Here is a 22,869-nt window from a genome sequence, read left to right on the forward strand (position 1 = left end):
GCCGGGCTGATCCACCGCATTCCGGGACGGTCGGCCCAGTCGGCCTGCATCGCCATGTTCCGCCGCACGTCGGCGCGGTCTGCCCCAACAGGAACCATCGGGCGTCGCCGATCGGCCCCCGCCCCTCACCTACGTCGAAGGATTCTCATGCACCACTGTGCTCGCTTCGAGCGCCTCAAGGCCCACTACGAGCGCACCACCCCGTACGCCCGCACCGACGCCGCGCCGAGTCCGCGACAGAGGGCGGACTCCTACTACCTCAACAGCCACCGTCGCCAGATGGCCGTTGCCATGAACAGCCACATCGCTGCCTGCCCCGAGTGCGGGTGACCGCCAAGAACCCGCCCAGCCAAGACCCACAGCCCTCCGACCTCCTCCCCACAGCAGGAGCGCATCCCGTGACATCGCCTCAGAGCAGCCCCTCCAACCACGACCGTCCATTTGATCTCAACCGTCACTCACGCGCAGCAAGTTGTGGACCAAGGCACTCTTCCCCGTTGGGGAAGGTGCCTTGGTCCGAGCCCGCCCCGGGGGTGGCGGGCTCCGGTCGGCGCCAGGGGGCGCCGACCGGGGTGGCAGCGGCCGAGGGCGGATCGCAGCCGGTGAAACAACCCACGCCGCGCATCCGTCGTGACGCACCGCACCCCTCGCGCAAGCGCACGCCCAAACCCCGTACGCACAAGCGCCGTTACGTCATCAGCGTCCGCGTGAACGATGACGAGAAGCGCCGCCTCACCGACGCCGCCTCCACCGTGCATGCCAGCCTGCCGGCCTTCCTCGCCCGCAGCGGTCTCGCCGCCGCCGACGACCTCGATAGCACCGCCGCCGCCATCGCCGGCCGCCGCGAGCTCGTCACCGAGCTGTTCGCCGCCCGCCGCCATCTGCGCCAGGTCGGCAACAACCTCAACCAGGTCGCCCGCGCCCTCAACACCGATGAGCGCCCGGCCCAGCTTCATGTCGTCCTCGACGCCGTCGCCCGCGCACTGCACCGCGTCCAGAGCGTCACCGACCAGATCCTCGACCACGAGTAGCGAGTCCCACACATGGTGCCAAAGATCCACAACAAGGGGAGCGATACGCACAAGCTGCTGCAGTACCTGTATCGCACGGGCCGCGGTGAGGCGCACGTCGACCCGCACCTCGTCGCGGCCTGGGACGAAGGAGCTCCCGACCCGGGCCGTGATCGCGAGGCCACTTTGCGGCAACTGCAGCGTCTCCTGGACCAGCCGGTCATGGCCCTCGACGCGGACGAGCGACCGGCCCAACACGTGTGGCATCTGTCGGTGCGCAACGCCGCCTCGGACCGGCTGTTGTCCGACGCCGAGTGGGGGGAGGTGGCCCGGCGCATGCTGGCCGCGGTCGGCATTGACGATCCGGCGCAGGGCGCGGGCTGCCGGTGGGCGGCTGTGCGTCATGCCGACGACCACATTCATATCGTCGCCACCCTGGTCCGTGAGGACGGGCGCAAGCCCGGCCTCTCCTTCGAGCGGCGTCGCGTCCAGGCCGAGGCCCGGGCGCTCGAAGTCGCGTGGGGACTGCAGCGGTTGAATACCGGGGACGGCACGGCCGCCCGGAGGCCCAGCAGCGCAGAGCAGCACAAGGCTCGCCGGCAGGGCCGCGCCCGGGCTGCACGCGAGGAACTACGTGAAGTGGTGCGCCTGGCGGTGGCCGGTGCGGCCGATCCCGAGGAGTTCTTCGCCCGCCTGGACGCTGCCGGCGTCCTCGTGCGCCGCAGGTATGCCCCGTCCGGGGACCTGCTCGGCTACAACGTCGCGCTGTCTGGTGATGTCAACAAGGCCGGCAAGCCGGTCTATTATTCCGGCTCCAAGCTCGCCCCCGATCTGTCCTGGCCCAAGATCAACGCCCGCTTCGAGGCTCCGCTCGACGGACCCGGACCACTCCAGGGCGACGATCGCGGCCGTGCCGGACGCACCCGACCGGCCAGGCGCACGGCGTCTGCCCGTGGCCGCGCCGCGGACCGGCTGTGGGAGTTCACGTTCACCCTCCATCGGGACGAGGAGGGCACGGCCGCAGCGCGGATCGCGGCCACCGCCGAGATCCTCGACGCGCTGGCCGCGACCTCGGCGGACGAGACGCATCGTGAACTGCGCTCCGCTGCCTGGGCGTTCGAACGGGCCTCGCGCTCCCACGTCCGCGCCGCGCACCGCCACGCCCGGGGCCTGCGCCGCGCCGCCCGCGACCTGGTGCAGGCGGGCACGGCCCGGCACAGCGGTCCGGACGGCGCGATGACCGCGCTGGTTCTGGACGTGCTGTGGTTCGCCGTGATCGCCTCGGCGCACTGGCACGCCCGTCGCGGCCACATCCAGCAGGCCGCCGCCGCGGACGAGGCCGCGCGCCACCTACGCGCCGCATACCAGCTGGCCGCGGCCACCCCGCTCGGCATCCTGCGCGAGCGCGGACGCCGTCTGATGCCCGCACAGCTGCACCAGCAGGCCCAGTTGCTGCGGACGGCGCTGCCGCAGTGGGCCCACGCTGTCCTGGCCGAGCCGGGCTGGCCCGCCTTGGCCGCCACCCTTGCCGAGGCCGAGCAGGCCGGCCACAACACCCGTCGCCTCCTCGCGCGCGTCGCCGCCGCACGTGAACTGGACACCGCTGACTCTGTCAGCGACGTCCTCGTCTGGCGCCTGCGCCGCCTCGCGCGCCTCCCCCAGGACCCTGCCGCCAAGACCACGTCGCCCGGCAGGCCGCGAGCTGTCGCACAGGACAATTCCCGGTCCCGTCAGTCCCGTTGACGCAAGCGTCTATGCATCGGGCACAGGGTTCAAGGCCAGCTGATGCCGCGCGAGCCGATGCGCGTCGATCAGGCTGTCGAGCCGGTCGGCGAGGCGCGTGAACCACTGGTGCCAGTCACGCGCCCCACCGATGTTCAAGCGGCCCGGCGTGGTCCCGCGGTGGACCGCCTCGCCCCGGATGGTGTTGAACAGGTCCAGGTGGGAGGCGACGCGTTCGGCGGGCATGCCCTGCCAGGTGCACTGTTGAACGGCCTGCGGGAGATCAAGAATCCGCTCCAGGAGTGTGTTCACGTTGCCGGAAGTGGGCGCGTTGAGCGCGTCCACTTCCTTCTGCACGTACGCCGGGGTGAAGGTCTTCCACCCGTCGCCGCCAGCACCCACGGATTCTTGTTCTTGGCCTGGGTGGTAATGCGGTGCCGCAGCTGTCCGGGGAGGTCGTCGGGGTGATTTCTGGCTGCTCGAGGACGGCGCGTATCGCTTCGACCAGGACGTCCTCGACATCGGCGACGGCACCGGACGCCGCATCGCACAACTACAAGATCCATCGTCCAGGCGTGCCGCTGGTCAGCGTCCGTGACGTTCAGGCGGAGCCGCGTGCGGGCGGTCCGGCGATGACGATGCGGTCGATGAGGTCGTCGACCGTACGGTGGACGGCGTGCGCCTCCGCGCCTGCGGGGCCAAGGGGGACGAGGCAGAACCGCAGCAGCGCCTCGAGGCGGCTGTTCGCGGGGAGTTCGCCCGCCGCCAGCGCCTCGTCGAGCGCCGTCTCCACGACGTCGCCGTTGACGCCTCGGCTCCGGATCCGGGTCGCGAGCAGGTACTCCCCCGCGCTCGCTGACCAGGTGCCCGCGCTGTGTGCGGCGATGAACTCCTCAAGGAGCCCCAGCAGGTTGTCGAGTGCGGCCTCCGCCGCCGCGGGCACGGCGGCGCCGTCCCCCTCATCGTCTGCCTCGCTGCCGGGACCGCTCGTGGTGTAGCGCTCGGCATCGGGGCCGTAGTACGAGGCGGGGCTGCCCAACGTCAGTTCCCAGGGCTGCCAGTCGCGTAGCCGGGAGGACCGCTGCTCGTCGATGTACAGGGAGAGCGCGTCGCGGGCCGCGTTGCACCACCGGTCCCAGTCCTCGGCCGACGCCTCGCGCAGCCGGCGGTCATCGGTGGCGCGGATCGGCAGCACGCCGGTGTATGCGCGGTCGGCGACGGGCCGCGCCGTGCGCAGATGGTCGCCGGTGAGGTGGGCATTGGGTGCGGGCAGCGGCAGGGCGCGCAGCTTGTAGACGCGGTTGGCGCGGGCCGCCTCGTAGATGGCGAGCCCCAGCAGCAGGATCGTCATGTGGGCATCGACGGCGTTGCCGCCGGCCGGGACGTACAGCCGCTGGTAGAGCCGTCCGTCGGTGGGCACCACCGTGTTGACGATGGCCCACGCCTCCCTCCAGCACTCGCCGAACATGCTGCCGCGCGCGACGCCGGAGGCGATGGCGGCGTTGACGTCCCACCAGTCGTCGCGGTCCCGTACGCCCTCTCCCAGCTCGGGCCCGACGTCCGGCGTGGTGAAGGCGGGCGCGAGGTTGTCGTCCAACGGGAAGAGCAACGGCATCCACAGGTGCCCGGAGGGCCAGCCCACTTGCTGACTGGTGATGCGCAGATGGTTGAGGTGGCGGATCGTCGCGGGCCGCACGTACCGGTCGGACCACTCGTGGTCATTGGGGCACCGTATGACCGCCTCGCGGCCGCGGGCGATGAGCATCAGCCCCGTGCTCTGCCCGCAGCCCGGCTCGGGACAGGCGAGCGGCTCCGGGGCCTGAAGGGCGCCCTCATCTGTCCAGCGTTGGATCGGGATCTCGTTCCCGACCGTCAGCCGGACCTCTCCGGCGTGATCCTGCGTGTCCATAGCCTCATCTCATCCTGCGCACGGGGCCGTTGTCAGTCGATCAGGCCAGCCCGCCGTCAGCTGACGTAGAGCTCGGCCAACCCCACCATCAGCGAGCCGGCATGCCCGGGCCCTGCGGCGCGCTGCCCGCGACCTCATGTACAGCGCCCCGCCCGAGGCAGCGGCGCCGAGGGCGCGATGACCGCGATGGTCCTCGACGTGCTGTGGTTCGCCGTCATCGCATCCGGGCACGACACGCACGCCCTGCTCATCTCGGCCGCCGCCGCGCGGGAACTCGACAGCGCGTCGCGCCTGAGCGATGTGCTGGTGTGGCGGCTGCGCCGCGCGGCCCGGCTCGCCGACGATCCCGCGCACCCCGATGGGACGCAGGGCTCCACGCGCCGTACGAGTGCCGCCCGCGATCGGCAGTCCCGCTCACGCTGAAGCGCCGGAGCCGCAACGCCGCGTCCCCGCGGCCTACGGCAGCGTGTCCAGTCTGCGGGGCGGCGAAGCGGGATGAACATCCCGCTCCTTCGCCCCGCAAGGCGCGTTCTACGCTCCGTCTGTGAACAAGACCGCTACACGCCTTCCCGCCGATCCCGGGCACCTGCACCTGCGTTACACGCTCGTCCACGGGCTGCTCGACGATCCGCACGAGCGAACCCTTGAGGCGTGGAAGGTCAGCATCCGGCACGGATACGAGGTGCACGACGTCACCCGCTGCCCCGCGCCCGGCGAGGAAGCGGGTGACTGTCTTCGCGAGGACTGCCCGGCGTTGCAGGAAGACGGCGTCGAGATCGGCCACATGGCCTTCTACCGTGCCCGCCTCGCCCAGGGCGCGACCAACGCGTTCTGGGCGATGGAGGAAGAGTCTCAGGAGCTGTCCGAGATCGCCGAGGTGCTTCTTGACCCGGCCACCGGGTACTTCACCGAGGACGCCGGGCAGCAACTCGCCTATGCGGGAACCGATCTGCTGGTGATGGACCAGGTCGTCCTCGTCAAGCCGTGGCGGGGTTTGGGCCTCGGCACGGTCTTCGCCGCCGAAGCCATCAGCCGCCTGGGGATCGGCTGCCGGGCGATCGCTTGTGTGCCCGGCATCTCCGATTACGAGGACGACTGGCGGCCGCAGCAAGCCGAGTGGGACCGCATCACCGCCCGGATCACCTCGGCATGGCAGCGGGTCGGCTTCACCCTGTACCGCGACGGCGTCTACCTACTCGAACCGAACTCGGAAGCCGCAGAAGAACACCTGGCCGCGGCCCGCGTCGCGTTCCACGACCTGTGTGCAGCCTGGCGTACGACGGCCCCGGACTGATCCGCTGCCTCATTTCTCACCCTGCGCCCGCGCAGCTGACGCGCCCGCCCGGCAGCACCCCGTAATCCACAGGCACGCACGTCCCCGCGCCCTCTCCTTTACCGTGACGCCCCTGTGGATCACAAGGGGGTAGTTATGCACAGGGTCGACTTGGCGCGGAAAGCCGACGAAGTGCTCGCCGACCTTGATGACCGAGCTCGCGCACACGTCCTGGCACTGATCGACTCCGTGGCCGAGGAGCCCGACGACTGGCCGACAGCCGGAACGTGGGAGCTGGCCGAGGAATTCACCGACCGCGCCTGGATCATGTACATCGCCCACGCTGACGGCATCGAAGTCCTCGACATCGGATGGCTCGCGCCCTGACGCCTCTCACCGGCCGCAGGACGGGTACCACCTGCCCACATGCTGCTCCCTGCCCTCGCCCCGCTGAGCTGGCCCTTAGTCGAACCCGTACTCCTGACGCCAGCCTCTGCGGACGGCTGGCACCGTCGGCCAACGGGTCCGCTCCGGTTCCGTCAGATCGACCCGGAACGTGCGCCACGCCTCGGTGATATCCAACTGCAGTGGAGGCGGCGGGAGTTGTTCCATGTCACGCGTCCGATCCGAGAGGACCTTGGCCTGTGCGATCCACCAGCGGGCCCAGCCCAGCAACGCCGAGGGGTACAGGCGCGGTGGGTGGGTGCCGTTCGGTGTCGCGGTCATGGTGACGGCGTAGCCGAGAGAGTCGGCCGGCCGGGCGTCGGTGGCGTTGCGGTAGTACGCGAACTGGGTGCGCAGACCGACCAGGCAGCTCAGCTGCCCCTCACGCCGGTCGGTCTGGACGCCGATCGCATACGTGCTGGGGAACTGCCTCATCTTCTCGTCGAGCACCAACATCGGCGGCCGGTCCAGTGCGGCCGTCATGATGACGTCGGCGCGGCGGGCGATCTCGTACTGCTCATGGGTGTAGCGGTGGCACGCGTCCTTCTCCGCCTGGTAGCGGGGGAAGACCGAGTGCCGGTGCTTGTCCCAGACCGGCGGATCGACGGCCCACAGGTGGAGGTCAAGGCTGTCGGGCTCCGGGTCGAGGTCATCCGGCGGGTCGGCGATATACCGCGTCAGGTGCACATTGAGGACGCCGTCGGCCGCCAAGGTCGAGTGGGCGTCCACGCGCGCCGCAGCGACCTGAGCGCGCGGGTACAGGGCATGCACCGCCGACTCCTACTTCCTCTTGCGGTTCCGTTTGGGCTGGCGCCGCGGCTGCTTGCGTACGGTGCCGGGGGCGCGCTGCTTCTTCGGTGCCTGCTGCGGCGTCCCCGCCACTGCGGAGAGCAGGGTCTTCACCTTGGCGTCTAGAGCCTTGAACTGTTCGGGAGTGGTGGCGTCGGCGGGCACCTCCAGCAGGTGCTGCTTGATGACAGCGACGATGTCCATCTCCACAAGCGCCCGTTCGGCGGGGTCGCGCGGCAGCGGATACCCCTCGCCGTACATCCGCTGGAGCAGGGCGAGCGCCTCGTCGTCACTGACCTCCAGCACCTGCTCGCGCTCCGGGATGCGCAGCGCCTTGGCTTCGCTCTCCCTGATCTCCTTGATCAGGGAGAGGCGCACGGTCTCCGGGGCTTTGAAAATGGTCTTGTTCGAGGCCAGCCACGCGCCGCACGCGGCAGCGGCCAAAAACCCCGCCGCGTCGGTGAACGTATCGGGCGGCAGATCCTTCTCAAGTCCGTTGCGGCGCATGGCCGTCAGCACGTCGCGGGCAGCGTCACGGTGTTCGGCAGGGGCGTGGGCGTTTACCAGTTGGATGGCGCCCTCGGTGACGGTGCGGTGGGAAACGCCGAAGCCGTACTCCAGCCCCAGGGAGAGCAGATCGGCCGCGTGCCGAAGTGCCTGCTGGGCCGGGAACTTGAACGCAGGGTCGGGGTACTTGATATGCCCCGGCTCGCTGTCCCAGGTGGCGATGCGCTCGACGACCGCGGCCAGCGTCGGGGCGTCCTTGTCCATGTAGGCCAGGACCGCGCGGCGGGCGAAGGCGTGCATGCGTCCGGTGCGCTCCACGGCCCCGTCCGGCAACGCATCCATGAGTGTGGCCACTCTGTCCTCCAACGCCTGCTGGTGCTCTGCGGCCACAGCCGCATCCTGCGGCAGCTGCTGCAACCGGCGGAACGTGGCGATCATCATGGCCAGGGACATGACGAGGAACACCTGGGTCTCACGCGAGCGGGCCTCGAACCCGGCGTGCGCCTGAGCCAGTCGGTCGGCATTTTCGCTGTGGGCGGCGAGAACCGCCTCGTGGACGAAGCCCTTGGGATAGTCCGCGGGTGCCTGCGGCGGCAGATCATCCTGGGCGAAGCCATGAACGGCGGCCTCGGGGATCACGGTTGCCGCGACCTGGAGCCACATACGCCACAGGTCTGGGGCGCGACCGTCCTCGCCGACCAGTCGGACTAGACGCATCTGCATCTCGTGTCGGTTCATCTCCGTCAGCGCGCCGACCATCCAGGCGCCCGCGCTGACCCACAGTTCGTCGCTGCCGGCGGCGAGCTGGTGCAGGGAATCAAGTTCGAGGAGGCCGGCGAAGCTGCCCACCTTGTCGACGATGGAGGAGACGGCGCGTGACAGATACTCCAGGAGCAAGGCCCTCTCGTGTGCTGTCAGTTCCGTCGCGCAGCGCACGGCAGCCTCGTACACGGCCTCGGCCTGGCCACGGCAGCTGGCGTCCATGACCGCCTGGCCACGTTGTACCCACCTGTCCGTGGCCGAGGGCGCTGCGGCGAAAATCGCCGGAGCGTAGCCGAGCGCAGCGGCCAGTACGTCCGCCCAGCCGGCCAGCAGACGTGCCGTCCGCTCGGTGTCGTGCGCCACGCTCTCTGCGTCACGCAGGGCGGTGGCCGACCAGTGGGACGGGTCGCTCCACAGCGACGCGGTCAGCTGCCGAGCGTCAGCGAACTCGGCTTTCTGCAACAGCATGTGCTCTGCCCCCACGTTCGATCACGACAACACAGCACGTCGGCCGTGACCTTGATCAGCGTCAAGTGATGCTGCCCGTCAGACTTTCAAGGAACAGGCGCGCACAGCAAGGAGATCGCACCCCCGGACACCAGCACGGCCGGAAATCGCCTTCCGGTTCTATCCGTTCACTCGGCGTCGCCAAACTTGCAGGTGCCGCGTCAGGCCGAGGCTTCTGTGCCCCTGCCGATCAGTTCCGGAACGTCAGACTCCTTCAGAGCGAGGTAGCAGACCGGTTCCGTGTCGTTCAGGTGCCGGGTGACGACAACCTCGTACAGGCAGATCACGTCTTGCTGCGGCCCCTCATCCGGCCCCGGCACGCTGGCTGTCTCCTCCGCCCGATGTGCCGGGTCCGTGTTCAGGTTCTGCTCGCCCTGCTCGTACCGGTGCAGGATCACTTGCCAGGAGAAGCGCTGCGGCTCCGGTGTGGCCTGGGTCTCCAACTGCAGGTGATGGTGGCGCCGCGCGGCGGCGACGGCCTGTTGCAACGGGTCGGGGACGACCTCGGGGTTGCGCACTCGGTCCAGGAGCTCGTTCAAGTCCTCGGCACATGACGGCATCGGGCCAGCAGGTCGTGCAGTCCGGGCGGCGGGCCATCCTTGAGCGAGCCCTCCGGGCGGCGGGGCCAGCGCAGGTCGGAACAGGCCGTGACCTCATCGGCGTTGAAGTCTTCGGTCCCCTCGATGTTGTCGAGGTCGACGACATATCCGGCCGGGCCGTCGACGGTTTCGCTCGATTCGTCGAAATTCCAGCCCGTCTCCTTGACGTATCCCCGCTGCCCGTGGAATTCCGGAGCGGTAATCTCGACGCGCGCCAGCCGGTGGTGTCCGCCAGCCTGGGTGATCATCGTGGACTGGACGACATGGCTGGCCCAGGGCGTGCAAATTTCGAGTCCGGGATCGGGTAGAGCATTTCCGATGCCCCGTGTCATGCCGCCCCACCGAAACTCAGCAACGTCGGGCACACCCGTACCCCAGAGCCCATCTGGGGCGGGAGCGGCAGGGACGAAAGAGCTCTTGACCGGGGCGCTGGGGTCCCAGGTCTGGGTCAGCCACCGCCAGCACTCGGCCACCGGGTCGCCCGGGGCGGCGGTGCGGGCTAGGTCATGGCCCGCACCCGGTAGGACCGAAGAGACCAGCGTCGCCACCTGCCGGTCGTCACGCAGTTGCCACAGCACCGCCTGCCATCGGATGTCGGCAATCTCCTGACCCTGCCGCAGGTGCAGGGCGTAGAGCACGATGGCGATGATGTTGCGCATGGCGACGTCGTCCCAGCACTGCTCGTCCATCGCGCCCGCACGGCTACGGGCAGAGGCGGTGGCCTCGGTGGCGCGTCGTACGGCGTCGTCCCACCTGTCGGTGGCGGGTGTGCTGGGCGGCATAGACGGGCTCCTGCTGAGCGGGCGGTGCGGGACAGGTAAGGCTACTCAGTGGCGGACGCGGCAGAACGACCGCTCGCCGATCAGGGTTTCAGTCCGAGTATCATGGCGGGCTTTGGGTCGTCGCTGTAGTCCTTGGCGGCCCGGTCGGCGCGCAGGTGGCGCCGACTGCTGACGACAGGGTCATCTTCAGCGTCGAGGCCGTGGCCGAGGTCGCGCCGGCGCGCACCCCGGCGGGCTGCTACGCGGGATGTGCACGGTCACCGGGCCGGTCGCCCACAGGACCGCCGCGCAGGTCTCGGGGGACGGCCGACAAGAGTCCGCTCACCGCGGCGCGCTGCGGGTGAAGTGCCCGGTCGACGAGGTCGTTCCAGTCGGTAGCGGGGAACCAAGGCTTGCCGGAGAGGTGGACGGACCAGTCCAGCATTCCGGTCCAGGTTCGGATCCGCTCGACCGGAATCCGGCACCCAGCCGCATAGTCCCGGCCGCACCCGTGGTGGCGCACGCGCCAGGCCGCGGCACGCCCGCGGCGGGTCGGCGGCCACGGGCTCGCAGCGTCCGCCTGAAAGGTGGCCGCCCACCGCTCGAGTACCCGTGCGGCCGAGGTGACGTTGACTTCCAACACCCCGTCGCCATCGGGGATTTCACCGAGGCAGCGATCGCACACTGCCACCAGGTCGTACGTCATGCCGGCGCCCTCTTCCTGGCTGACACCGCAGCACATGCCCTTGCCACCACGCTACTTGCCCATCTTGTCCAAGGCCACGGCGCCTGGACCCGCACGCCCCTGGGGAGCCTGTCCGCCCGGCAGCGGGGAGATCACCGGCCCTGGGGCGGCGGCCGAAGCCGCCCAGGGAGTACGGACTTTGTCAGTGGATCTTGCCGGCAGGGGTGCTCCAGGATCGTCGCAAGTCATCGACGCATCCAGGAGGACGATCCCGATGTCCGGGTTCTTCATGCGCCCACGGCGCCGCACCGCCCCCACCACGCCCTTGCGCACTCCGATCGTGCACGCCGTGCCCGAGGAGAGTCCGTTCGCGGACGGCGGGTGGCACTGCCCCGCGCCCCGACCTCGGCCCGGACGGATGATGCCGCATCCGGGCCCCCTGGGCGTGGACGGCACGCTCTTGACCTGTGCCACCTGCGCGGCAGGGCAGGACTGGCTGCTGCTGTGCCGGGACGACAGGGTCAACGTGCGCTGCCGGTGCGGCTACGAATGGGCCGAACCCGCACTGGACTCGGCCTGGTTCGATGATCACTGCGGCCCCGCGACTGGCCCCTGCGCTCCCCGCGAGACAGGCATCCGCGCCTTCGGGTTCGACGGGATCCTGGCCGGCGCCTATCTGCCGTAGGGCCACGAACGGCATCGGACGCAACAACTCACCACTCCCGTATGGGCGCCCACGCGCAGTGCCCGCCCCGCCCGATGCGGACAAGTCCCTGCCCACAACCCCCGCCCCCGACCCCGCTGGGGAAGGAATCTCTCGTGCGCCTTCGTATCCTGCCCCTGCTCCTGGCCATCGCCGCGACTGCCGGGTGCGCCACGACGCCATCGCCGCGTTCCACCGCCCCGACGTCCGCCTCCGGCGCAGCCGCTTCCGCCGGTGCCCGGCGATCGGCAGATGCTCCTCTGTCCACCACCGCCTTGCACAAGCTCCTGCTGACCAGGACGGATTTGGGCCCCGACTACGTCGCCGCCCCCGCTTCGTCCGGCTCATCGCAGGCGATCTCGCCCGCAGACTGCCCGGCCCTTGCACAACTCGCCGAGCACGCCGAGGGCCCCTTCACGAGCGCACACCGGGTCACCACTGCCTTCCAGCACAACGGCGCCCCGGGTACTCCCATCACCGAAGAGCTGTACAGCGATCGCGGCGACCGGCTTTCCCGCGCCGCCGACCAGTTGTTCGCCGCATTCCGGTCCTGCTCCAAATTCACCCTGGGCGCCACGACGAGCGTCCGGGTACGCGCGGCCTCGGCGCCGTCCCGTCTCGGCACCGAAAGGTGGGGACATTCTCTGATAATCCATGCCGCCACGGGCACGAGCGAGGTCACGCAGTTCGCGGTCCGCTGTGGCACGGTGCTGGTCATGCTCTCGGCACCGTCGGAAACCGCGCTACGTCATCTCCCGCAGGCGGTGGACCGCGTCGGCTGCGCCGCCTGAGCACCCCGCGCCCTTCGCATACTTCGGTCCTGCGCGTACGGGTCTCCGGCGCCGCCGAAGGCGCTTCGCCAAGGGCACATCATGGCGAATCCGGCCGCCGTTCCTCGATGAGGATGCCGTCGGTGTCGACAACGTACTCCGACTCGCCGCGCCCGTCATAGGCTGCCAGAAGCGCGGGTGGCGGGGCGACCATCCGATACAGGCGCCCCGGGGGTCGCCGGTATCCCCCGCGGGCATACTTCAGGGCCAGTTCATGGTCGGTGCTCCAGGACCAGTCCCTGCAGCGTTCCGCTACTGATCCGCGCCAGAGTTCCAGTGGCTGGTCGGGGCGCTCGGCCGGCTCGCAGTTCCGGGTGAACCCAGCGACCCGGAACAGTTCGCGCCACCGCGCGTGCCCCAGGGCGGCGTCGGGGAACTCGGCGAGACTCCACACATCGCCGATGCGGGCGGTGACCGTGACGCCGTCGATCACTCCGGCGTCCCACGCCTCGGACAGCAAGTGGGGGCCTGCGATCCGGCCGCCCCATGCCAGGACTTGGTCGAATCTCTCCAGATTCATCACTCCGTCGCCTATCGCGCGCTTGATCGTCGCGAAGGCTGCTGCCTCCATGTCCACGGTGCCCATCATGTCCATGGGCCGTTAACGGCCGGGGAGCCTTCGTTGACACGGTGGCGGTCCGCCCCGGCGACCGTCCTTCTGCTTGGGACGTCCCTCGGAGGGCCAGGCTGTTCGTCGGCGGCACTAGTTGTGGGTGTTCGTCCTTCGGCGGCGTGCCGTCCACAGCGTGGCGGAGCCGGCGACGACGAGCATCGTGGCGCCGCCCATCAGCCATGGCGCCGCCGCGGTGCCGGTGTGGGCCAGTGCACCGTGCGACTGCGTGGTTGCGGTTGTTTCGCTGGCTGACGGGCTCGTTGTAGGAGATGTGCTGCGCGGCGCATGCGTGCCGTAGGCCGCTGGGGCGTGCTGATGTGCTGCGGGGCTGGTGGCGGCGGGGGCGGTTGCGGTGGCTGAGGAAGTCGGCTGCTTCGTCTTGGTGTTGGTCACGGTGACGGTGACGGTGTCCCCGGGGGTTGCGGTAACGGACTTGGAGCTCGTGGACGGTGCGTAGCCGGTTGGTGCGGTGCGCTGCTTGACCCAGACGGTGGTGCCGCTTCGGCTGTCGACGCCGAGCGTGCCGGTAGCGATTCCCTGGGTGTTGGTGGTCACCGTGAGCAGGGTGCTGCTGTTGCGGCCGATGCTGAAGGTTGCTCCGCCCAGGGGCTTTCCCGTGGTGGCGTCCTTGGCGGTGATGCGCACGGTGGCTTTGGCGAACGGGCTGGTGAGGGTCAGTTCGGCAGTGTGGCCGGGGGTGATGACGACGTCCTGGTCGGGGACGGGTTCGTACGCGGAGCTGCCGGTGGTGGTCTCCTTGAGCCGGTAGCCCCCCAGGGGCAGCCCGGTGAAGGTGAGGTGCCCGGCGGCATCGGTCGTGCCCTCGCCCGCTCGCTCGCCGAGGGCGTTGAGCAGGGTGAAGCTGGCCCCGGGCACGGAGTCGCCGTCGGGGCTGGTGACCGTGAGGGTGAGACTGCCGTGGTCTTGGGCATCGTGGGTGGTGGCGGAGGGGACGGGTGCGGAGGTGTCGGCCCAGGCGACGGGTGTCCAGGCCATGGTGCCGAGGATGGCGGCGGCCGTGAGGGCAGCCTGGGTCAGACGGTTGGGTGTGTAAAGGGGCAAGCAGTGCTCCGGTGAGTGCACAGGGAATGGGTCTTCTGGGCAAAGGGATCAATGAAGGTGACGGCGGTGCGCACGCGAGTGCCCATGTACACCGCCGTCAGCTGTCGAGCGGTTCTTCCGAGAGCGGGCAGGCACGCAGGCTCTGAGTCCCCCGCTGGTGCGGGGTCTTGGTCAGCGCCCGCGGCGCGCGGGTGAGTGTGAGGGTGGCGATGCGAACACCGTCGCCGCTGGGGCCGGAAAGCCTGACTCGGTCACCTCGGCGGTCCGCTCGCCGGGGGCGGGCCTCTCGTTCCGTGCGTCCAGGGCGCGTTCGGAGAGCGGCTCGGGGCCGTGCATGCGTGCTTGGGGAGCGACCAGGGCGGTGGAGAAGGCGGCCACGAGGCAGGCCGGGATCGTGCCGTTGAACCGGGCTTCCCAGTGCCCGCCCCAGGAGTTGACGTGCCACACGGGGGTGGTCGCCCGGCGTGACGGCGAGAAATGGTGGCGCAGGAGCGTGCCTTGGGTCTGGGAGACGAAGACCTGGACTCCTTGACTGTGGACGGTGTGCTCCCAGCCGGCACTCAGCAACGGCAGGTACACCAGGGCGGTGGTGCCCGGTGTGGTGAGGGCCGTCAGCTGGTCGTCGTCCCGGGCGCGCAGCTGCTCGTACTGCTCGACGAGCGCGCGGTGGAAAGCGTGTTGGAGTTCTGCGGGCGTGTTCGGGTCGAAGTCTGCTCGCCAGGTGGGGAGCTGGAACCGGTCGCGGTAGAGAGCCGTGGTCGTCCAGCTGTTGCCCGGTTCGCGGGCAGAGCGGATGCGCTGGCAGGGGCTGGAGATCGCGTACTCGCCGGTGTCGTTCTCGTAGCGGTGCCATCCGCGTGCGCCGGGCCAGGTGGCGATCGGCGCGTCGCTGGCCGGGCTCGCCGGCTGGGGCAGCTGCACGTCCTTCAGCCGCGGATGGGCGCCGGACGCCGTGGGGTGCGGGCCGCTCATGCGGTCCCGTCGCCACATCGGGACGGCCCGGTGAGCGCCGACGTGGCGACGGGTCGGGCCGGGCTGACGGTGAGGGTGATCTGGTCGAGGGCTTCGTCCATGCGGGCGCGGGCCTGGGCCGCGGTGCGTGCGGTGATGAGGAGGTAGCCGGCGCGGGCGGTGAACATGTCGCCGTCGGGCGGCAACAGCACGTCGTCGCCGATGTCGCGCAGCCACTCGACCTGCTTGAGCCAGGGGGTGTGTTCGGCGTATCCGACGCTGATGTGGCGGGCGATGACGGTGCCGCTGACGCTCGGGTAGAGCAGGTGTACCGCGGCGCATGCGCGACGGGTCGCCGTCAGGTCGGGGGTCTTGCCGAGGGCGAGGTCGGCGGCGATGCGGGGCAGGTCGAGGCCGGTGGCCTCGCGCACCAGGCGGCTGATGAGGTCGCCGCCGATACGGCCGTTGACTTCGATCAGACGCGGCCCGGTGGGGGTCAGGCGCAGTTCGACGTGCTGGACGCCGGTGGTGATGCCCAGGGCCTGGACGGCGGCCTCGGCGACGGGTGCGACCTGGGCGAGGAGCGTGTCGGCGGCGTCGACTAGATGGCCAATCTCCTCGAAGTACGGGGCGGGGCCGAGGGACTTGCGGGTCACGGCGACGGCCTGGGTGCAGCCGCGGTGGGTGACGCATTCGACGGATACCTCGTCGCCGTCGAGGTACTCCTCGACCAGCACGGTGCCGTCGTCGCGGGCGTGCCGGCCGGTGGCCGCGGCGGCGAAGGCATACGCGTCGGCGAGGTGCTGCTCGCTGGTGGCGCGGATGACGCCGCTGCTGGCTGCCTGGGCGGCCGGTTTGAGGACGACCGGGTAGCCGATCGCGCGCGCGGCACGCTGAGCCTCGCGCACGGTGGTGACGGCCACAGCGGCGGCGGAGGGCACCTGGTGGCGGGCGAAGGCGGCGCGGGCGAGTGCCTTGTTGCGGCAGGTGCGCATGGCCTCGGGGGTGTTGCCGGGCAGGCCGAGGTGGGCGGCGAGCCGGGCGGTGGGCACCAGGTGCCATTCATTCCAGGTGAGCACGCCGATGACCCGGTGGCGGCGGGCGAGGGCGTCGGCGGCCTTGAACAGGGCGGCCTCGTCGGCCGGGTCGGCGATCTCGTGGTCGACGACGAGGTGCTTCTCCCAGGTCACTGGCCCGGGAGTGATCACGACGGTGCGGTAGGCGGCGCTGACCTGTTCCAGGCAGTCGCGGCGGAAGACGGCATCCCCCGGGGCGACGACGAGGACGACACGATCAGTATCGGGCGCGGGCAAAGGGAGTTCTCCATCGGGAAAGAGAAGGGGCGGGGCATGTCCGGGGCACGGTCCCGGTCAGCGCGAGCGCCGCGGCGTGTTCGTGGTGGCGGTGCTCGGCGCGGGGGCGGGTGCGTGGGGCAAGGCGAGCAGGGCGTCGAGGCGTGCGTCGGACAGGGCCGGGTGGTTTTCGGTGGACATCACCACCAGGCCGAGACTGTGCAGTTCGGTGTAGGAGTCCAGGTGCCACACGGTGCGCAGTTGGGTGTCCGCTTGCGGGCCCGGGACGAAGAGGATCAGGTCGTCGATGCGGGTGGGGTGGAAGTGGTGGCGTTCGAGGACGGCCGGAATGCGGGCGTCGTCGGAACAGACCGCGACCCAGAACTCGGGGATGCGGTCGGGTGAGTGGCCGTAGATGACGTCGGGCTCGACGTACCGGTCGGGCACGTGGTTCTCCGTGTGGTAGTCGTGGTCAGCCGGGGGCAGCTGCGGTGCGACCGCGGACCAGGGCGGGTTCGCGGCGCAGGCGCCAGAAGGCGCCCGCCAGGGCGAGAGCCTGGAGGACCGCGCAGAAGCTGATGACGGCGGGCAGCTGCGTGGCGGGGGTGAGGGCGGTGATCAGGCCGGCGAGCGGGAAGGGCAGCAGCAGAAGCAGGATGGATGTGGCCAGGGTGCTGCCGAAGACGGCCTCGGGGATCAGCCGGGCGCGCAGGGTCCGCAGAACGATCGTCATGCCGCCCTCGCCGGCCATCAACGCTGCGGTCGCGGCGGCGAATGCGGTGTAGGAGTGGGCCTGTCCGACCGCCCAGCATGAGGCGGCGGCCAGCGCCGCGCAGGTGGCGCCGACCGGCCACAGGCCGAACCGGTCGATCAAGGGGCGGCACACGGCCACCGAGATCAGCGTGGCGCCGGCGGCGACGGACCAGACGAGTCCGACGCCCGCGCTGGACGCCCCGTAGTGGTGCTCGATGATGATCGGGCCTGCCGCCTGCAGCAGGCCGATCGACAGGTTGGAGACGATCAGCCCGCCGATCAGCGCGGCCAGGGCGGGCAGTGCGCGGATGGTGCGCCACCCGGCCCGCAGCCCGCTCGCCTTCCGACTGCGCGGGCCACGGCCGGTGGTGGGCATGGGGGGTGTGGTCAGGGCGAGCAGTGCGGCGCTCGCGGAGAGCGCGGTCAGGGCGGTGAGCATCCAGGCGGGTGCGATGAGCAGCAGGGCTCCGCCGAGGGCGGGTCCGACCAGGGTGGCACCTTGGTCGATGCCGAGCAGGACGGCCTGGACGCGGTGGGCGCGCTCGCCGTGGCGGCGGGCGGCGACCGCTCCGGCGGTCTCGGTGGCGATATAACTGCATTCGGTCAGTACGCCGCTCAGGGCGGCCAGCGCCATGACGGTGCAGGTGGAGGCGGCGGGGATCGCCCACAGGATGCCAGCGGCGCAGGCGGCGACCAGGGCCCGGCCCAGCGATGCGGCGAACGCGACGGCGGCGGCACCTCGTTGATCCACCAGACGGCCGGCCAGGGTGAAGGCGCCCAGGCGCGGCAGCCACTCCAGGCAGAACGCCGCACCGGTCAAAGCCGCGGAGCGGGTGGTGGCCAGCACCAGCAGCGGAATCGCGTAGGTGGCGGTGGCGAACGCGAGCGCGTCGGCCAGGCGCGGCAGATAGGTGCGGCGTACCAGTCCGCCCGGCGGCTGGGCGGCGTGGCGGCCCACCGCCGGGGCGGCGGTCGTCAAGGAGGGCATGAAGCCTTTCGGTTCGGCGTCGGCGTAGCGCCGGTCAGCGTGTACGGCGGGAGGGCGGGCCGCTGGTCGTGATGGCCTCGGCCACGCGGGGTGTCCGGCAAGGTGAAAGGCGCAGCCGGCTCGCGGTCAGCGGGTGGTCGAGGACCGGCCTCGGGATCTGGGCGCGGGTGCGCACGCCCGCCGCGTCGAGGACCCGCAGCGCGGCGTTGATCACCTCATGCGGGGTGTTGTCGGTGAACTCGGCCCGCCACAACGGCCGTTCCCCCTCGGGCAGGCTGAGGCCGCCGCGCAGCAGGGAGGTGACGTCCTCGGCCACGGTGTCGCCGGCCAGGTAGGTGAAGGCGGCCTCGCCGATGATGGCGCGATAGCGGAAGGCGAGGACGTCGCCTTCGTTGGTGCGCTCGCGTTTCCACAGGATGGACAGTCCCGTGCCCGGTTCACGGATGTCGCCGAAGGTGGGGGTGGTGGCGAAGCCGGCCAGCGCCCGTCCTGCGGCGGCGGCCACGATTTCGCCGGGGGTGTGCGCGGTGAACCATGCGCTCCACCCGTGGTCGTCGCCGGGGCGCGGCTGTGTCTCGAGTTTCCAGCCGGTGTTCCCGGGTGCGGTGGCGGGGGTGTGAAGCAACCGGGCCCGGCCGCACGGGCTCACGTAGGTGACGGTGGCGTCGCGGTTGCGGGACTCGCTCCATCCTGCCCCTCGCAGCCCGTCGACGACCAGGTGGCGTGGTCCGGCGCCCGCCAGCGCCAGGGGGCGCACGGTCACGGTCTGCCGGTGGAAGGCGTCATAGCGGGGCAGGACCTGCATCAGCGTGCTCCAGGAGGAAGAAGGGGCGGTGAGTGCGGGACGGCCCGTGCGGTGACCGGCCGTGGGCTCATCGCGGCGCGGGCAGCAGGGCGGCGTGGCTGTGGATCCAGGCGTGCAGTTCGGCCAGTGCGCGGCGCAGGCTCACCCCGGTCCCGGTGAGCTGGTAGCCCTCGCGCCCGGCACGGTCGGCCAGTTGCGCCTTGAGCAGTGCCGCGGGCGGCGTGGCGACGGCGGACTGCGCCCGGTACTCGCCGTATCCGCTGGTCAGCTGGGTCACCAGTTCGGTGTCGGCGAGCAGGGCCAAGGCGGCGTCGACCCGGCGGATGAACGCCGCGTTGGCGGTGGGGAAGTCGTGGCCGCGGGCCCAGCGGGCGAGGCTGTCGTACACGTCGCCGAGGGCGTCGCCAGCGGCAGTCGTCTCGTAGACGCGGCGCCCGGCTTCGTAGCGGCAGGCGATGAGCTGGCGCCGTCGCAGGCTGCGCAGCACGGACTGGGCGCTGGCCGCCGGTATGTCGGGCAGGGCGGCGGAGGTCTGCCGGGTGGGGATCGGTCCGAAGTCTGCGAGTTCACTGATGATCCGGATGGTGAACCGGTCGCGCAGCAGCTCGGCGATGCGGGCGGTTTCGTGTGCGGCGACGGGGCGCGGCTGCGCGGGTGCGGTGAGGGTCGTGGTCATCGGTCCAGCTCTCCGGAGAATGAGGTGACGGTGCGGCGGTAGGGGTGGGAGAACAACTCGCTTGATCGCCAGGCGGGTTGGGGAGCACGGCGGCGCGGACCGGGAGGCGGCGAAGCGGTTGGGTGGGCGGCGCCCGCGTGAGAAACCACCGGCATGGCCGGCGGGGCGGGAAGCCACACAGCGCGAAGGGCGCTCGAGCCGGCGGTGCCGGCGCCCCAGTCGGACAGGGCGAGGTAGACGGGGCCAAGGGCGCGGCTGGCCGGGCTGAGGGCGTACTGCTGTGGGCCGGTGGTGGTGCGCGGTCCGGCCTCGGCGACGAGGTTGTCGCGTACCAGGGGGCGCAGGGTGTCGTAGACGCGCCGTCCGGCGGCCTGGGCCAACTCGCGCGCGCTGGCGGTGCCCTGCATCTTCAGCGCCCACATGATGGCGGTGACGTCGCGTTTGGCGAGCAGGTACACGGCCCGTTCGGCGTGCTCGGCCGGCTCCGTCACGTCATCGGCGCGTCCGGCACGGTCGGTGAGCTGGGTCTGCGCCCAGCGGGTCAAGGCCGTGCAGGCGGGCAGGAGTTCGCGGCCGGAGTCGGTGAGTGTGTAGTGGACGTAGCTCAGGTGACCGCGCGGCTCGGCGCGCTTGTCGATCAGGCCGTCGCTGTCCAGGGCTCGCAGACGGCGCAACAGGCTCTGCTCGGACACGTGGGGAAGCCGGCGCCGCAGCTCGGTGAAGCGCGCGGGTCCGTGAGCGTTCAAGGTGGTCAGAACCCACACGGTCCAGCGCGGGCGCAGCAGCGTCAGGGTGTCGCTGACCCGTTGAAGGTCGGTGGCGGCGGCAGGCGTGAAGGAAGGCACGGCAGGACTCCAGGGCGGATGCGGCCAAGGGCCGAAGGGCGTCAAGGTGACGGAGGCGAGCGGCCAGGGGCGCGCTAGTGGGCGCGCAGGCGGCGCAGTTCGAAGGCGCGGGCCCACTCGGGGTGATGGCGGATGAGCTTGCGGGCGTACAGCGACGTGTAGTTGTTGTTCAGCCCGGGGATCGGGCGGGGCTGTTGCCAGCGCAGGGCTTCGAAGAGGGCCTTCATGCCGACGCGGCGGGCGCCGCTGGCCAGGCGCTGGGCGGTCAGGTGTTCCAGCGCCGCGTACACCCACGGGTGGGCGGCGTCGAAGTGGGCGAACTCCTCGGCGATGGAGCAGTGCGCGGTGTCACGGGCGTGGGTGGGGGACGGCAATCGGCGGATCTCCGTGGCGGTCGGGGCGGCGGTCAGGTTCAGCGGCGGGTGCGCGGCGCGGTTCGTGGTGCTGTCGCGGCCGGCCCGGCTGCGCGTGCCGAGACCATGCGGGCGGCGTGGGCGGGGGGCTGCTGCAGCAGAAAGGTGAGGGTGGCGATGTGGGCGTCGCGCTGGGTGATCGCCTTGTTGAGGCGGCGGGCGGCACCCTTCTGCTCGGGGGTGAGAATTCCGGGTGTCTCGCCCAGCAGACCAGCGAGTTCCTCGGTGAGCTGAAAGACCGTGCGGTGCGCCTTTTCCAGCCGTTCGAACCAGCCGATCGCGTGGGGCAGCAATTCGGTGCGCGGGGCATTGCGCGCTTGGCGCCTAAGGGCATCGAGCGGCTTTCCGAAATGACGCACCAGGTGCTCGGCGACAATGGCGACTTCGTCGGTGGGGACCTCGGTCACGGGATGCTCCAACGCTTGTATCTGCCGCCCGTCGTGTACGGCAGAGGGATTCCGGTCCGGGGTGGCGGGCGCCGTTCCGGACAGGGATAGCAATCCACGGGATCAGCCGTTTCCCTAACGGCAGAAGTGGGTGTATAAGTGGCCGCCGCCGCGCCGGGTCCTCGTATCCCGGGCCGGCTCGTTCGGCATCAACTTGCAGGCACCGCCGCAGAATTGGGGCGCTGCGCGCCTGCGGCAACGGGCTGCGGCCGACGGTTCACAGGGACCGCCGGGCGGGGCGGCGCGGGGGTGGCGGTGTGGTGCGGTGCGTGGGGGTGTTGCGGTGGGTGAGTGCGTCACGGCCGCGGTCGGTGAGCGTGAGGGGTTGTCCGATGTGTGGCGGGCGGCTCGGGTCCCGGACGAGCAGGCCGCGCTGTTCTAGGTCTTCGACGTCGTGCCACCGGATCCGTTGGCCGGCGCGGGTGCGGATGCTCAGGCGTTGGGTGACGAGGTGTTCCACGACCATCGCCCCGCGGGCCACGGCCAGGAGGACGGCGATCTGGCGTGGGGCGAGTTCGGCTGCCGAACGCGGCGTCGGCGGCTCGGCGGTCTTGAGGGCCTCGAGGCGGTCGGCGACCTGTGCGGCCAGGCGGTCGCGGTCGGTGATCGCGTCGTGGAGGGAGGTCAGGTAGTGGTGCAGCCGGTCCATCAGGGTTGGGGTGAGGACGCGGTCAGCGGCGGTGAGGCGGTGCAGCCGCCTCTGGTGCCAGGCCACGACGCCTTCGGCCTGGGCGAGTTGGCGGTGGGCTGCTGCCACGGCGCTGGCCGGCTGGGTGAGCAGGCCGAGCTCGTCGAATTCCCACAGATCCAGGACCTGTAGTCCGGTGGCCTGCTCGATCTGCCGGTCGAAGCGCGTTTCCGTGCGGTCGGGGCCGGACGTGGGGGTCACGGCCGGGTTGTTGTAGGGCCGCACCCGGCATGTGGGCAGCGGTCGATGTTGAGGTGCACGGTGTGGCAGGCGTTGTCGACCGGCCCTGGGGCGATGCCGAGGCGGCGCAGGAGGGCGAGCGAGCCGGTGTTGTCGGCGGCGATGTGGGCGGACAGCCGCACGGCACCGGCCTCGCGGGCCAGCTCGATGGCCCGGCGGGCCAGGGCGGTGCCGACGCCGCGCCGCTGCCAGGCGTCCGCCACGTGCAGGCCGACATCGACGACGTCCGGTTCGGCGCAGGTAACGCCGAGCGTCATCACGGCGATCGCCGCGTCGTCGGTGACGCTGGTCACCAGCACCAGGTGCCGGTCCACCAGGTCGTGAAGTGCGCTGACCGCAGGGCTCCCGCGCCCGTAGCGGCGGTGGAGCGTCGCGGGTGAACTCGCCTCGTGCACGGCCCGCAGCAGCGGCACATCGTCGGCAGCGGCAGGCCGGGTCCAGGCCGGGCCGCCGTCCACGGTGATCTGTGCGGGCAGTTGCCGCGCGGCTGCCCACGCCAGCTGCGCGGCCAGGGCGTTCCGGTACGTGTCACGGCCCGCGCCGGGCGCATCCGCCGCCCGAGGCGCCAAGAGGCGGCGGTGTCGCTGGGGGGCGTG

General features: G+C 71.0%; 28 protein-coding genes. 8 read left to right on the plus strand and 20 right to left on the minus strand.

What is annotated here, in order from left to right; genetic code table 11:
• The first annotated feature begins 147 nt into the window (after nucleotides 1–147).
• The 3 genes from ACIBUY_RS03980 (at nucleotide 148) to ACIBUY_RS03990 (ending at nucleotide 2,753) form a co-directional block, all read left to right on the plus strand.
• Nucleotides 148–330: a hypothetical protein gene (locus tag ACIBUY_RS03980; protein WP_399151671.1), complete on the plus strand. Its 183-nt coding sequence runs from the start codon at nucleotides 148–150 to the stop codon at nucleotides 328–330.
• A gap of 272 nt (nucleotides 331–602) precedes the next feature.
• Nucleotides 603–1,031: a plasmid mobilization protein gene (locus ACIBUY_RS03985; RefSeq protein ID WP_399151672.1), complete on the plus strand. Its 429-nt coding sequence runs from the start codon at nucleotides 603–605 to the stop codon at nucleotides 1,029–1,031.
• Between the two features lie 12 nt (nucleotides 1,032–1,043).
• On the plus strand, nucleotides 1,044–2,753 hold the full coding sequence (locus tag ACIBUY_RS03990; protein ID WP_399151673.1) for a mobilization protein: 1,710 nt from the start codon (nucleotides 1,044–1,046) through the stop codon (nucleotides 2,751–2,753).
• Between the two features lie 9 nt (nucleotides 2,754–2,762).
• Here the strand turns inward: ACIBUY_RS03990 and ACIBUY_RS03995 are convergent, their stop codons facing one another.
• Both ACIBUY_RS03995 and ACIBUY_RS04000 read right to left on the minus strand, forming a co-directional pair.
• Nucleotides 2,763–3,134, minus strand: coding sequence for a hypothetical protein (locus ACIBUY_RS03995; protein WP_399151674.1), 372 nt, complete (start codon nucleotides 3,132–3,134; stop codon nucleotides 2,763–2,765).
• Between the two features lie 199 nt (nucleotides 3,135–3,333).
• On the minus strand, nucleotides 3,334–4,641 hold the full coding sequence (locus ACIBUY_RS04000) for a hypothetical protein (protein ID WP_399151675.1): 1,308 nt from the start codon (nucleotides 4,639–4,641) through the stop codon (nucleotides 3,334–3,336).
• A gap of 177 nt (nucleotides 4,642–4,818) precedes the next feature.
• Here ACIBUY_RS04000 and ACIBUY_RS04005 point away from each other — a divergent pair, with 177 nt between their 5' ends.
• The 3 genes from ACIBUY_RS04005 (at nucleotide 4,819) to ACIBUY_RS04015 (ending at nucleotide 6,301) form a co-directional block, all read left to right on the plus strand.
• Nucleotides 4,819–5,064, plus strand: a complete 246-nt coding sequence (locus ACIBUY_RS04005; RefSeq protein WP_399151676.1) for a hypothetical protein — start codon at nucleotides 4,819–4,821, stop codon at nucleotides 5,062–5,064.
• Nucleotides 5,065–5,185: 121 nt separating this feature from the next.
• Complete coding sequence (locus tag ACIBUY_RS04010; protein WP_399151677.1) at nucleotides 5,186–5,935, plus strand: hypothetical protein; 750 nt, start codon at nucleotides 5,186–5,188, stop codon at nucleotides 5,933–5,935.
• 135 nt (nucleotides 5,936–6,070) lie between these two features.
• The gene (locus ACIBUY_RS04015) at nucleotides 6,071–6,301 is read left to right on the plus strand and encodes a hypothetical protein (RefSeq protein WP_399151678.1); all 231 of its coding nucleotides are present in this window, start codon (nucleotides 6,071–6,073) and stop codon (nucleotides 6,299–6,301) included.
• Nucleotides 6,302–6,376: 75 nt separating this feature from the next.
• On the opposite strand, the gene ACIBUY_RS04020 is transcribed toward ACIBUY_RS04015, so the two are convergent.
• The 5 genes from ACIBUY_RS04020 to ACIBUY_RS04040 all read right to left on the minus strand — a co-directional run bounded on the left by ACIBUY_RS04020 (nucleotide 6,377) and on the right by ACIBUY_RS04040 (nucleotide 10,989).
• Nucleotides 6,377–7,129: a hypothetical protein gene (locus ACIBUY_RS04020; protein ID WP_399151679.1), complete on the minus strand. Its 753-nt coding sequence runs from the start codon at nucleotides 7,127–7,129 to the stop codon at nucleotides 6,377–6,379.
• A 9-nt stretch (nucleotides 7,130–7,138) separates the two neighbouring features.
• Entirely contained in the window at nucleotides 7,139–8,884 is a 1,746-nt protein-coding gene (locus ACIBUY_RS04025; RefSeq protein WP_399151680.1) for a hypothetical protein, read from the minus strand.
• Between the two features lie 200 nt (nucleotides 8,885–9,084).
• Complete coding sequence (locus tag ACIBUY_RS04030; RefSeq protein ID WP_399151681.1) at nucleotides 9,085–9,441, minus strand: hypothetical protein; 357 nt, start codon at nucleotides 9,439–9,441, stop codon at nucleotides 9,085–9,087.
• 17 nt (nucleotides 9,442–9,458) lie between these two features.
• Entirely contained in the window at nucleotides 9,459–10,304 is an 846-nt protein-coding gene (locus ACIBUY_RS04035) for a hypothetical protein (protein WP_399151682.1), read from the minus strand.
• Between the two features lie 238 nt (nucleotides 10,305–10,542).
• Entirely contained in the window at nucleotides 10,543–10,989 is a 447-nt protein-coding gene (locus ACIBUY_RS04040) for a hypothetical protein (protein ID WP_399151683.1), read from the minus strand.
• 253 nt (nucleotides 10,990–11,242) lie between these two features.
• On the opposite strand from ACIBUY_RS04040, the gene ACIBUY_RS04045 reads away from it, so the two are divergent.
• Together ACIBUY_RS04045 and ACIBUY_RS04050 are read left to right on the plus strand one after the other, a co-directional pair.
• Entirely contained in the window at nucleotides 11,243–11,653 is a 411-nt protein-coding gene (locus ACIBUY_RS04045) for a hypothetical protein (RefSeq protein WP_399151684.1), read from the plus strand.
• A gap of 134 nt (nucleotides 11,654–11,787) precedes the next feature.
• The gene (locus ACIBUY_RS04050) at nucleotides 11,788–12,462 is read left to right on the plus strand and encodes a hypothetical protein (protein ID WP_399151685.1); all 675 of its coding nucleotides are present in this window, start codon (nucleotides 11,788–11,790) and stop codon (nucleotides 12,460–12,462) included.
• A 79-nt stretch (nucleotides 12,463–12,541) separates the two neighbouring features.
• On the opposite strand, the gene ACIBUY_RS04055 is transcribed toward ACIBUY_RS04050, so the two are convergent.
• The 13 genes from ACIBUY_RS04055 to ACIBUY_RS04115 all read right to left on the minus strand — a co-directional run bounded on the left by ACIBUY_RS04055 (nucleotide 12,542) and on the right by ACIBUY_RS04115 (nucleotide 22,842).
• Nucleotides 12,542–13,078, minus strand: a complete 537-nt coding sequence (locus tag ACIBUY_RS04055) for a hypothetical protein (RefSeq protein ID WP_399151686.1) — start codon at nucleotides 13,076–13,078, stop codon at nucleotides 12,542–12,544.
• Nucleotides 13,079–13,204: 126 nt separating this feature from the next.
• Entirely contained in the window at nucleotides 13,205–14,110 is a 906-nt protein-coding gene (locus ACIBUY_RS04060) for a collagen binding domain-containing protein (protein WP_399151687.1), read from the minus strand.
• A 237-nt stretch (nucleotides 14,111–14,347) separates the two neighbouring features.
• The gene (locus ACIBUY_RS04065) at nucleotides 14,348–15,148 is read right to left on the minus strand and encodes a DUF317 domain-containing protein (protein ID WP_399151688.1); all 801 of its coding nucleotides are present in this window, start codon (nucleotides 15,146–15,148) and stop codon (nucleotides 14,348–14,350) included.
• Complete coding sequence (locus tag ACIBUY_RS04070) at nucleotides 15,145–16,440, minus strand: acetyl-CoA carboxylase biotin carboxylase subunit family protein (RefSeq protein WP_399151689.1); 1,296 nt, start codon at nucleotides 16,438–16,440, stop codon at nucleotides 15,145–15,147. The genes ACIBUY_RS04065 and ACIBUY_RS04070 overlap by 4 nt, the downstream gene beginning before the upstream one ends.
• 57 nt (nucleotides 16,441–16,497) lie before the next feature.
• Nucleotides 16,498–16,866, minus strand: coding sequence for a hypothetical protein (locus tag ACIBUY_RS04075; RefSeq protein ID WP_399151690.1), 369 nt, complete (start codon nucleotides 16,864–16,866; stop codon nucleotides 16,498–16,500).
• 25 nt (nucleotides 16,867–16,891) lie between these two features.
• Nucleotides 16,892–18,160, minus strand: a complete 1,269-nt coding sequence (locus tag ACIBUY_RS04080; protein WP_399151691.1) for an MFS transporter — start codon at nucleotides 18,158–18,160, stop codon at nucleotides 16,892–16,894.
• A 34-nt stretch (nucleotides 18,161–18,194) separates the two neighbouring features.
• Nucleotides 18,195–18,965, minus strand: a complete 771-nt coding sequence (locus ACIBUY_RS04085) for a DUF317 domain-containing protein (RefSeq protein WP_399151692.1) — start codon at nucleotides 18,963–18,965, stop codon at nucleotides 18,195–18,197.
• 67 nt (nucleotides 18,966–19,032) lie between these two features.
• Nucleotides 19,033–19,641, minus strand: coding sequence for a winged helix-turn-helix transcriptional regulator (locus tag ACIBUY_RS04090; protein ID WP_399151693.1), 609 nt, complete (start codon nucleotides 19,639–19,641; stop codon nucleotides 19,033–19,035).
• Nucleotides 19,638–20,486 carry a winged helix-turn-helix transcriptional regulator gene (locus tag ACIBUY_RS04095; protein WP_399151694.1) on the minus strand — a complete coding sequence of 283 codons (849 nt, stop codon included), beginning with the start codon at nucleotides 20,484–20,486 and terminating at the stop codon, nucleotides 19,638–19,640. The genes ACIBUY_RS04090 and ACIBUY_RS04095 overlap by 4 nt, the downstream gene beginning before the upstream one ends.
• A 74-nt stretch (nucleotides 20,487–20,560) precedes the next feature.
• Nucleotides 20,561–20,860 carry a hypothetical protein gene (locus tag ACIBUY_RS04100; protein ID WP_399151695.1) on the minus strand — a complete coding sequence of 100 codons (300 nt, stop codon included), beginning with the start codon at nucleotides 20,858–20,860 and terminating at the stop codon, nucleotides 20,561–20,563.
• A gap of 38 nt (nucleotides 20,861–20,898) precedes the next feature.
• Nucleotides 20,899–21,306 (minus strand): hypothetical protein, encoded by a 408-nt coding sequence (locus ACIBUY_RS04105; protein WP_399151696.1) that lies wholly within the window; start codon nucleotides 21,304–21,306, stop codon nucleotides 20,899–20,901.
• Nucleotides 21,307–21,562: 256 nt separating this feature from the next.
• Entirely contained in the window at nucleotides 21,563–22,234 is a 672-nt protein-coding gene (locus tag ACIBUY_RS04110) for a hypothetical protein (protein ID WP_399151697.1), read from the minus strand.
• Nucleotides 22,231–22,842, minus strand: coding sequence for a GNAT family N-acetyltransferase (locus ACIBUY_RS04115; protein WP_399151698.1), 612 nt, complete (start codon nucleotides 22,840–22,842; stop codon nucleotides 22,231–22,233). The genes ACIBUY_RS04110 and ACIBUY_RS04115 overlap by 4 nt, the downstream gene beginning before the upstream one ends.
• Nucleotides 22,843–22,869: the final 27 nt, after the last annotated feature.

Origin of the sequence: Streptomyces sp. NPDC050085 (assembly GCF_044460595.1) — a bacterium.
In the GTDB taxonomy this organism is placed as follows: domain Bacteria; phylum Actinomycetota; class Actinomycetes; order Streptomycetales; family Streptomycetaceae; genus Streptomyces.

Bases quoted from the DNA above. Each gene is read 5' to 3' on its own strand.
- ACIBUY_RS04090 (WP_399151693.1), bottom strand. From the start codon at position 19,641: ATGACCACGACCCTCACCGCACCCGCGCAGCCGCGCCCCGTCGCCGCA.
- ACIBUY_RS04005 (WP_399151676.1), top strand. From the start codon at position 4,819: ATGACCGCGATGGTCCTCGACGTGCTGTGGTTCGCCGTCATCGCATCC.
- ACIBUY_RS03990 (WP_399151673.1), top strand. From the start codon at position 1,044: ATGGTGCCAAAGATCCACAACAAGGGGAGCGATACGCACAAGCTGCTG.
- ACIBUY_RS04035 (WP_399151682.1), bottom strand. From the start codon at position 10,304: ATGCCGCCCAGCACACCCGCCACCGACAGGTGGGACGACGCCGTACGA.
- ACIBUY_RS04085 (WP_399151692.1), bottom strand. From the start codon at position 18,965: ATGCAGGTCCTGCCCCGCTATGACGCCTTCCACCGGCAGACCGTGACC.
- ACIBUY_RS04065 (WP_399151688.1), bottom strand. From the start codon at position 15,148: ATGAGCGGCCCGCACCCCACGGCGTCCGGCGCCCATCCGCGGCTGAAG.
- ACIBUY_RS04015 (WP_399151678.1), top strand. From the start codon at position 6,071: ATGCACAGGGTCGACTTGGCGCGGAAAGCCGACGAAGTGCTCGCCGAC.
- ACIBUY_RS04025 (WP_399151680.1), bottom strand. From the start codon at position 8,884: ATGCTGTTGCAGAAAGCCGAGTTCGCTGACGCTCGGCAGCTGACCGCG.
- ACIBUY_RS04045 (WP_399151684.1), top strand. From the start codon at position 11,243: ATGTCCGGGTTCTTCATGCGCCCACGGCGCCGCACCGCCCCCACCACG.
- ACIBUY_RS03980 (WP_399151671.1), top strand. From the start codon at position 148: ATGCACCACTGTGCTCGCTTCGAGCGCCTCAAGGCCCACTACGAGCGC.
- ACIBUY_RS04080 (WP_399151691.1), bottom strand. From the start codon at position 18,160: ATGCCCTCCTTGACGACCGCCGCCCCGGCGGTGGGCCGCCACGCCGCC.
- ACIBUY_RS04060 (WP_399151687.1), bottom strand. From the start codon at position 14,110: ATGGCCTGGACACCCGTCGCCTGGGCCGACACCTCCGCACCCGTCCCC.
- ACIBUY_RS04000 (WP_399151675.1), bottom strand. From the start codon at position 4,641: ATGGACACGCAGGATCACGCCGGAGAGGTCCGGCTGACGGTCGGGAAC.
- ACIBUY_RS04040 (WP_399151683.1), bottom strand. From the start codon at position 10,989: ATGACGTACGACCTGGTGGCAGTGTGCGATCGCTGCCTCGGTGAAATC.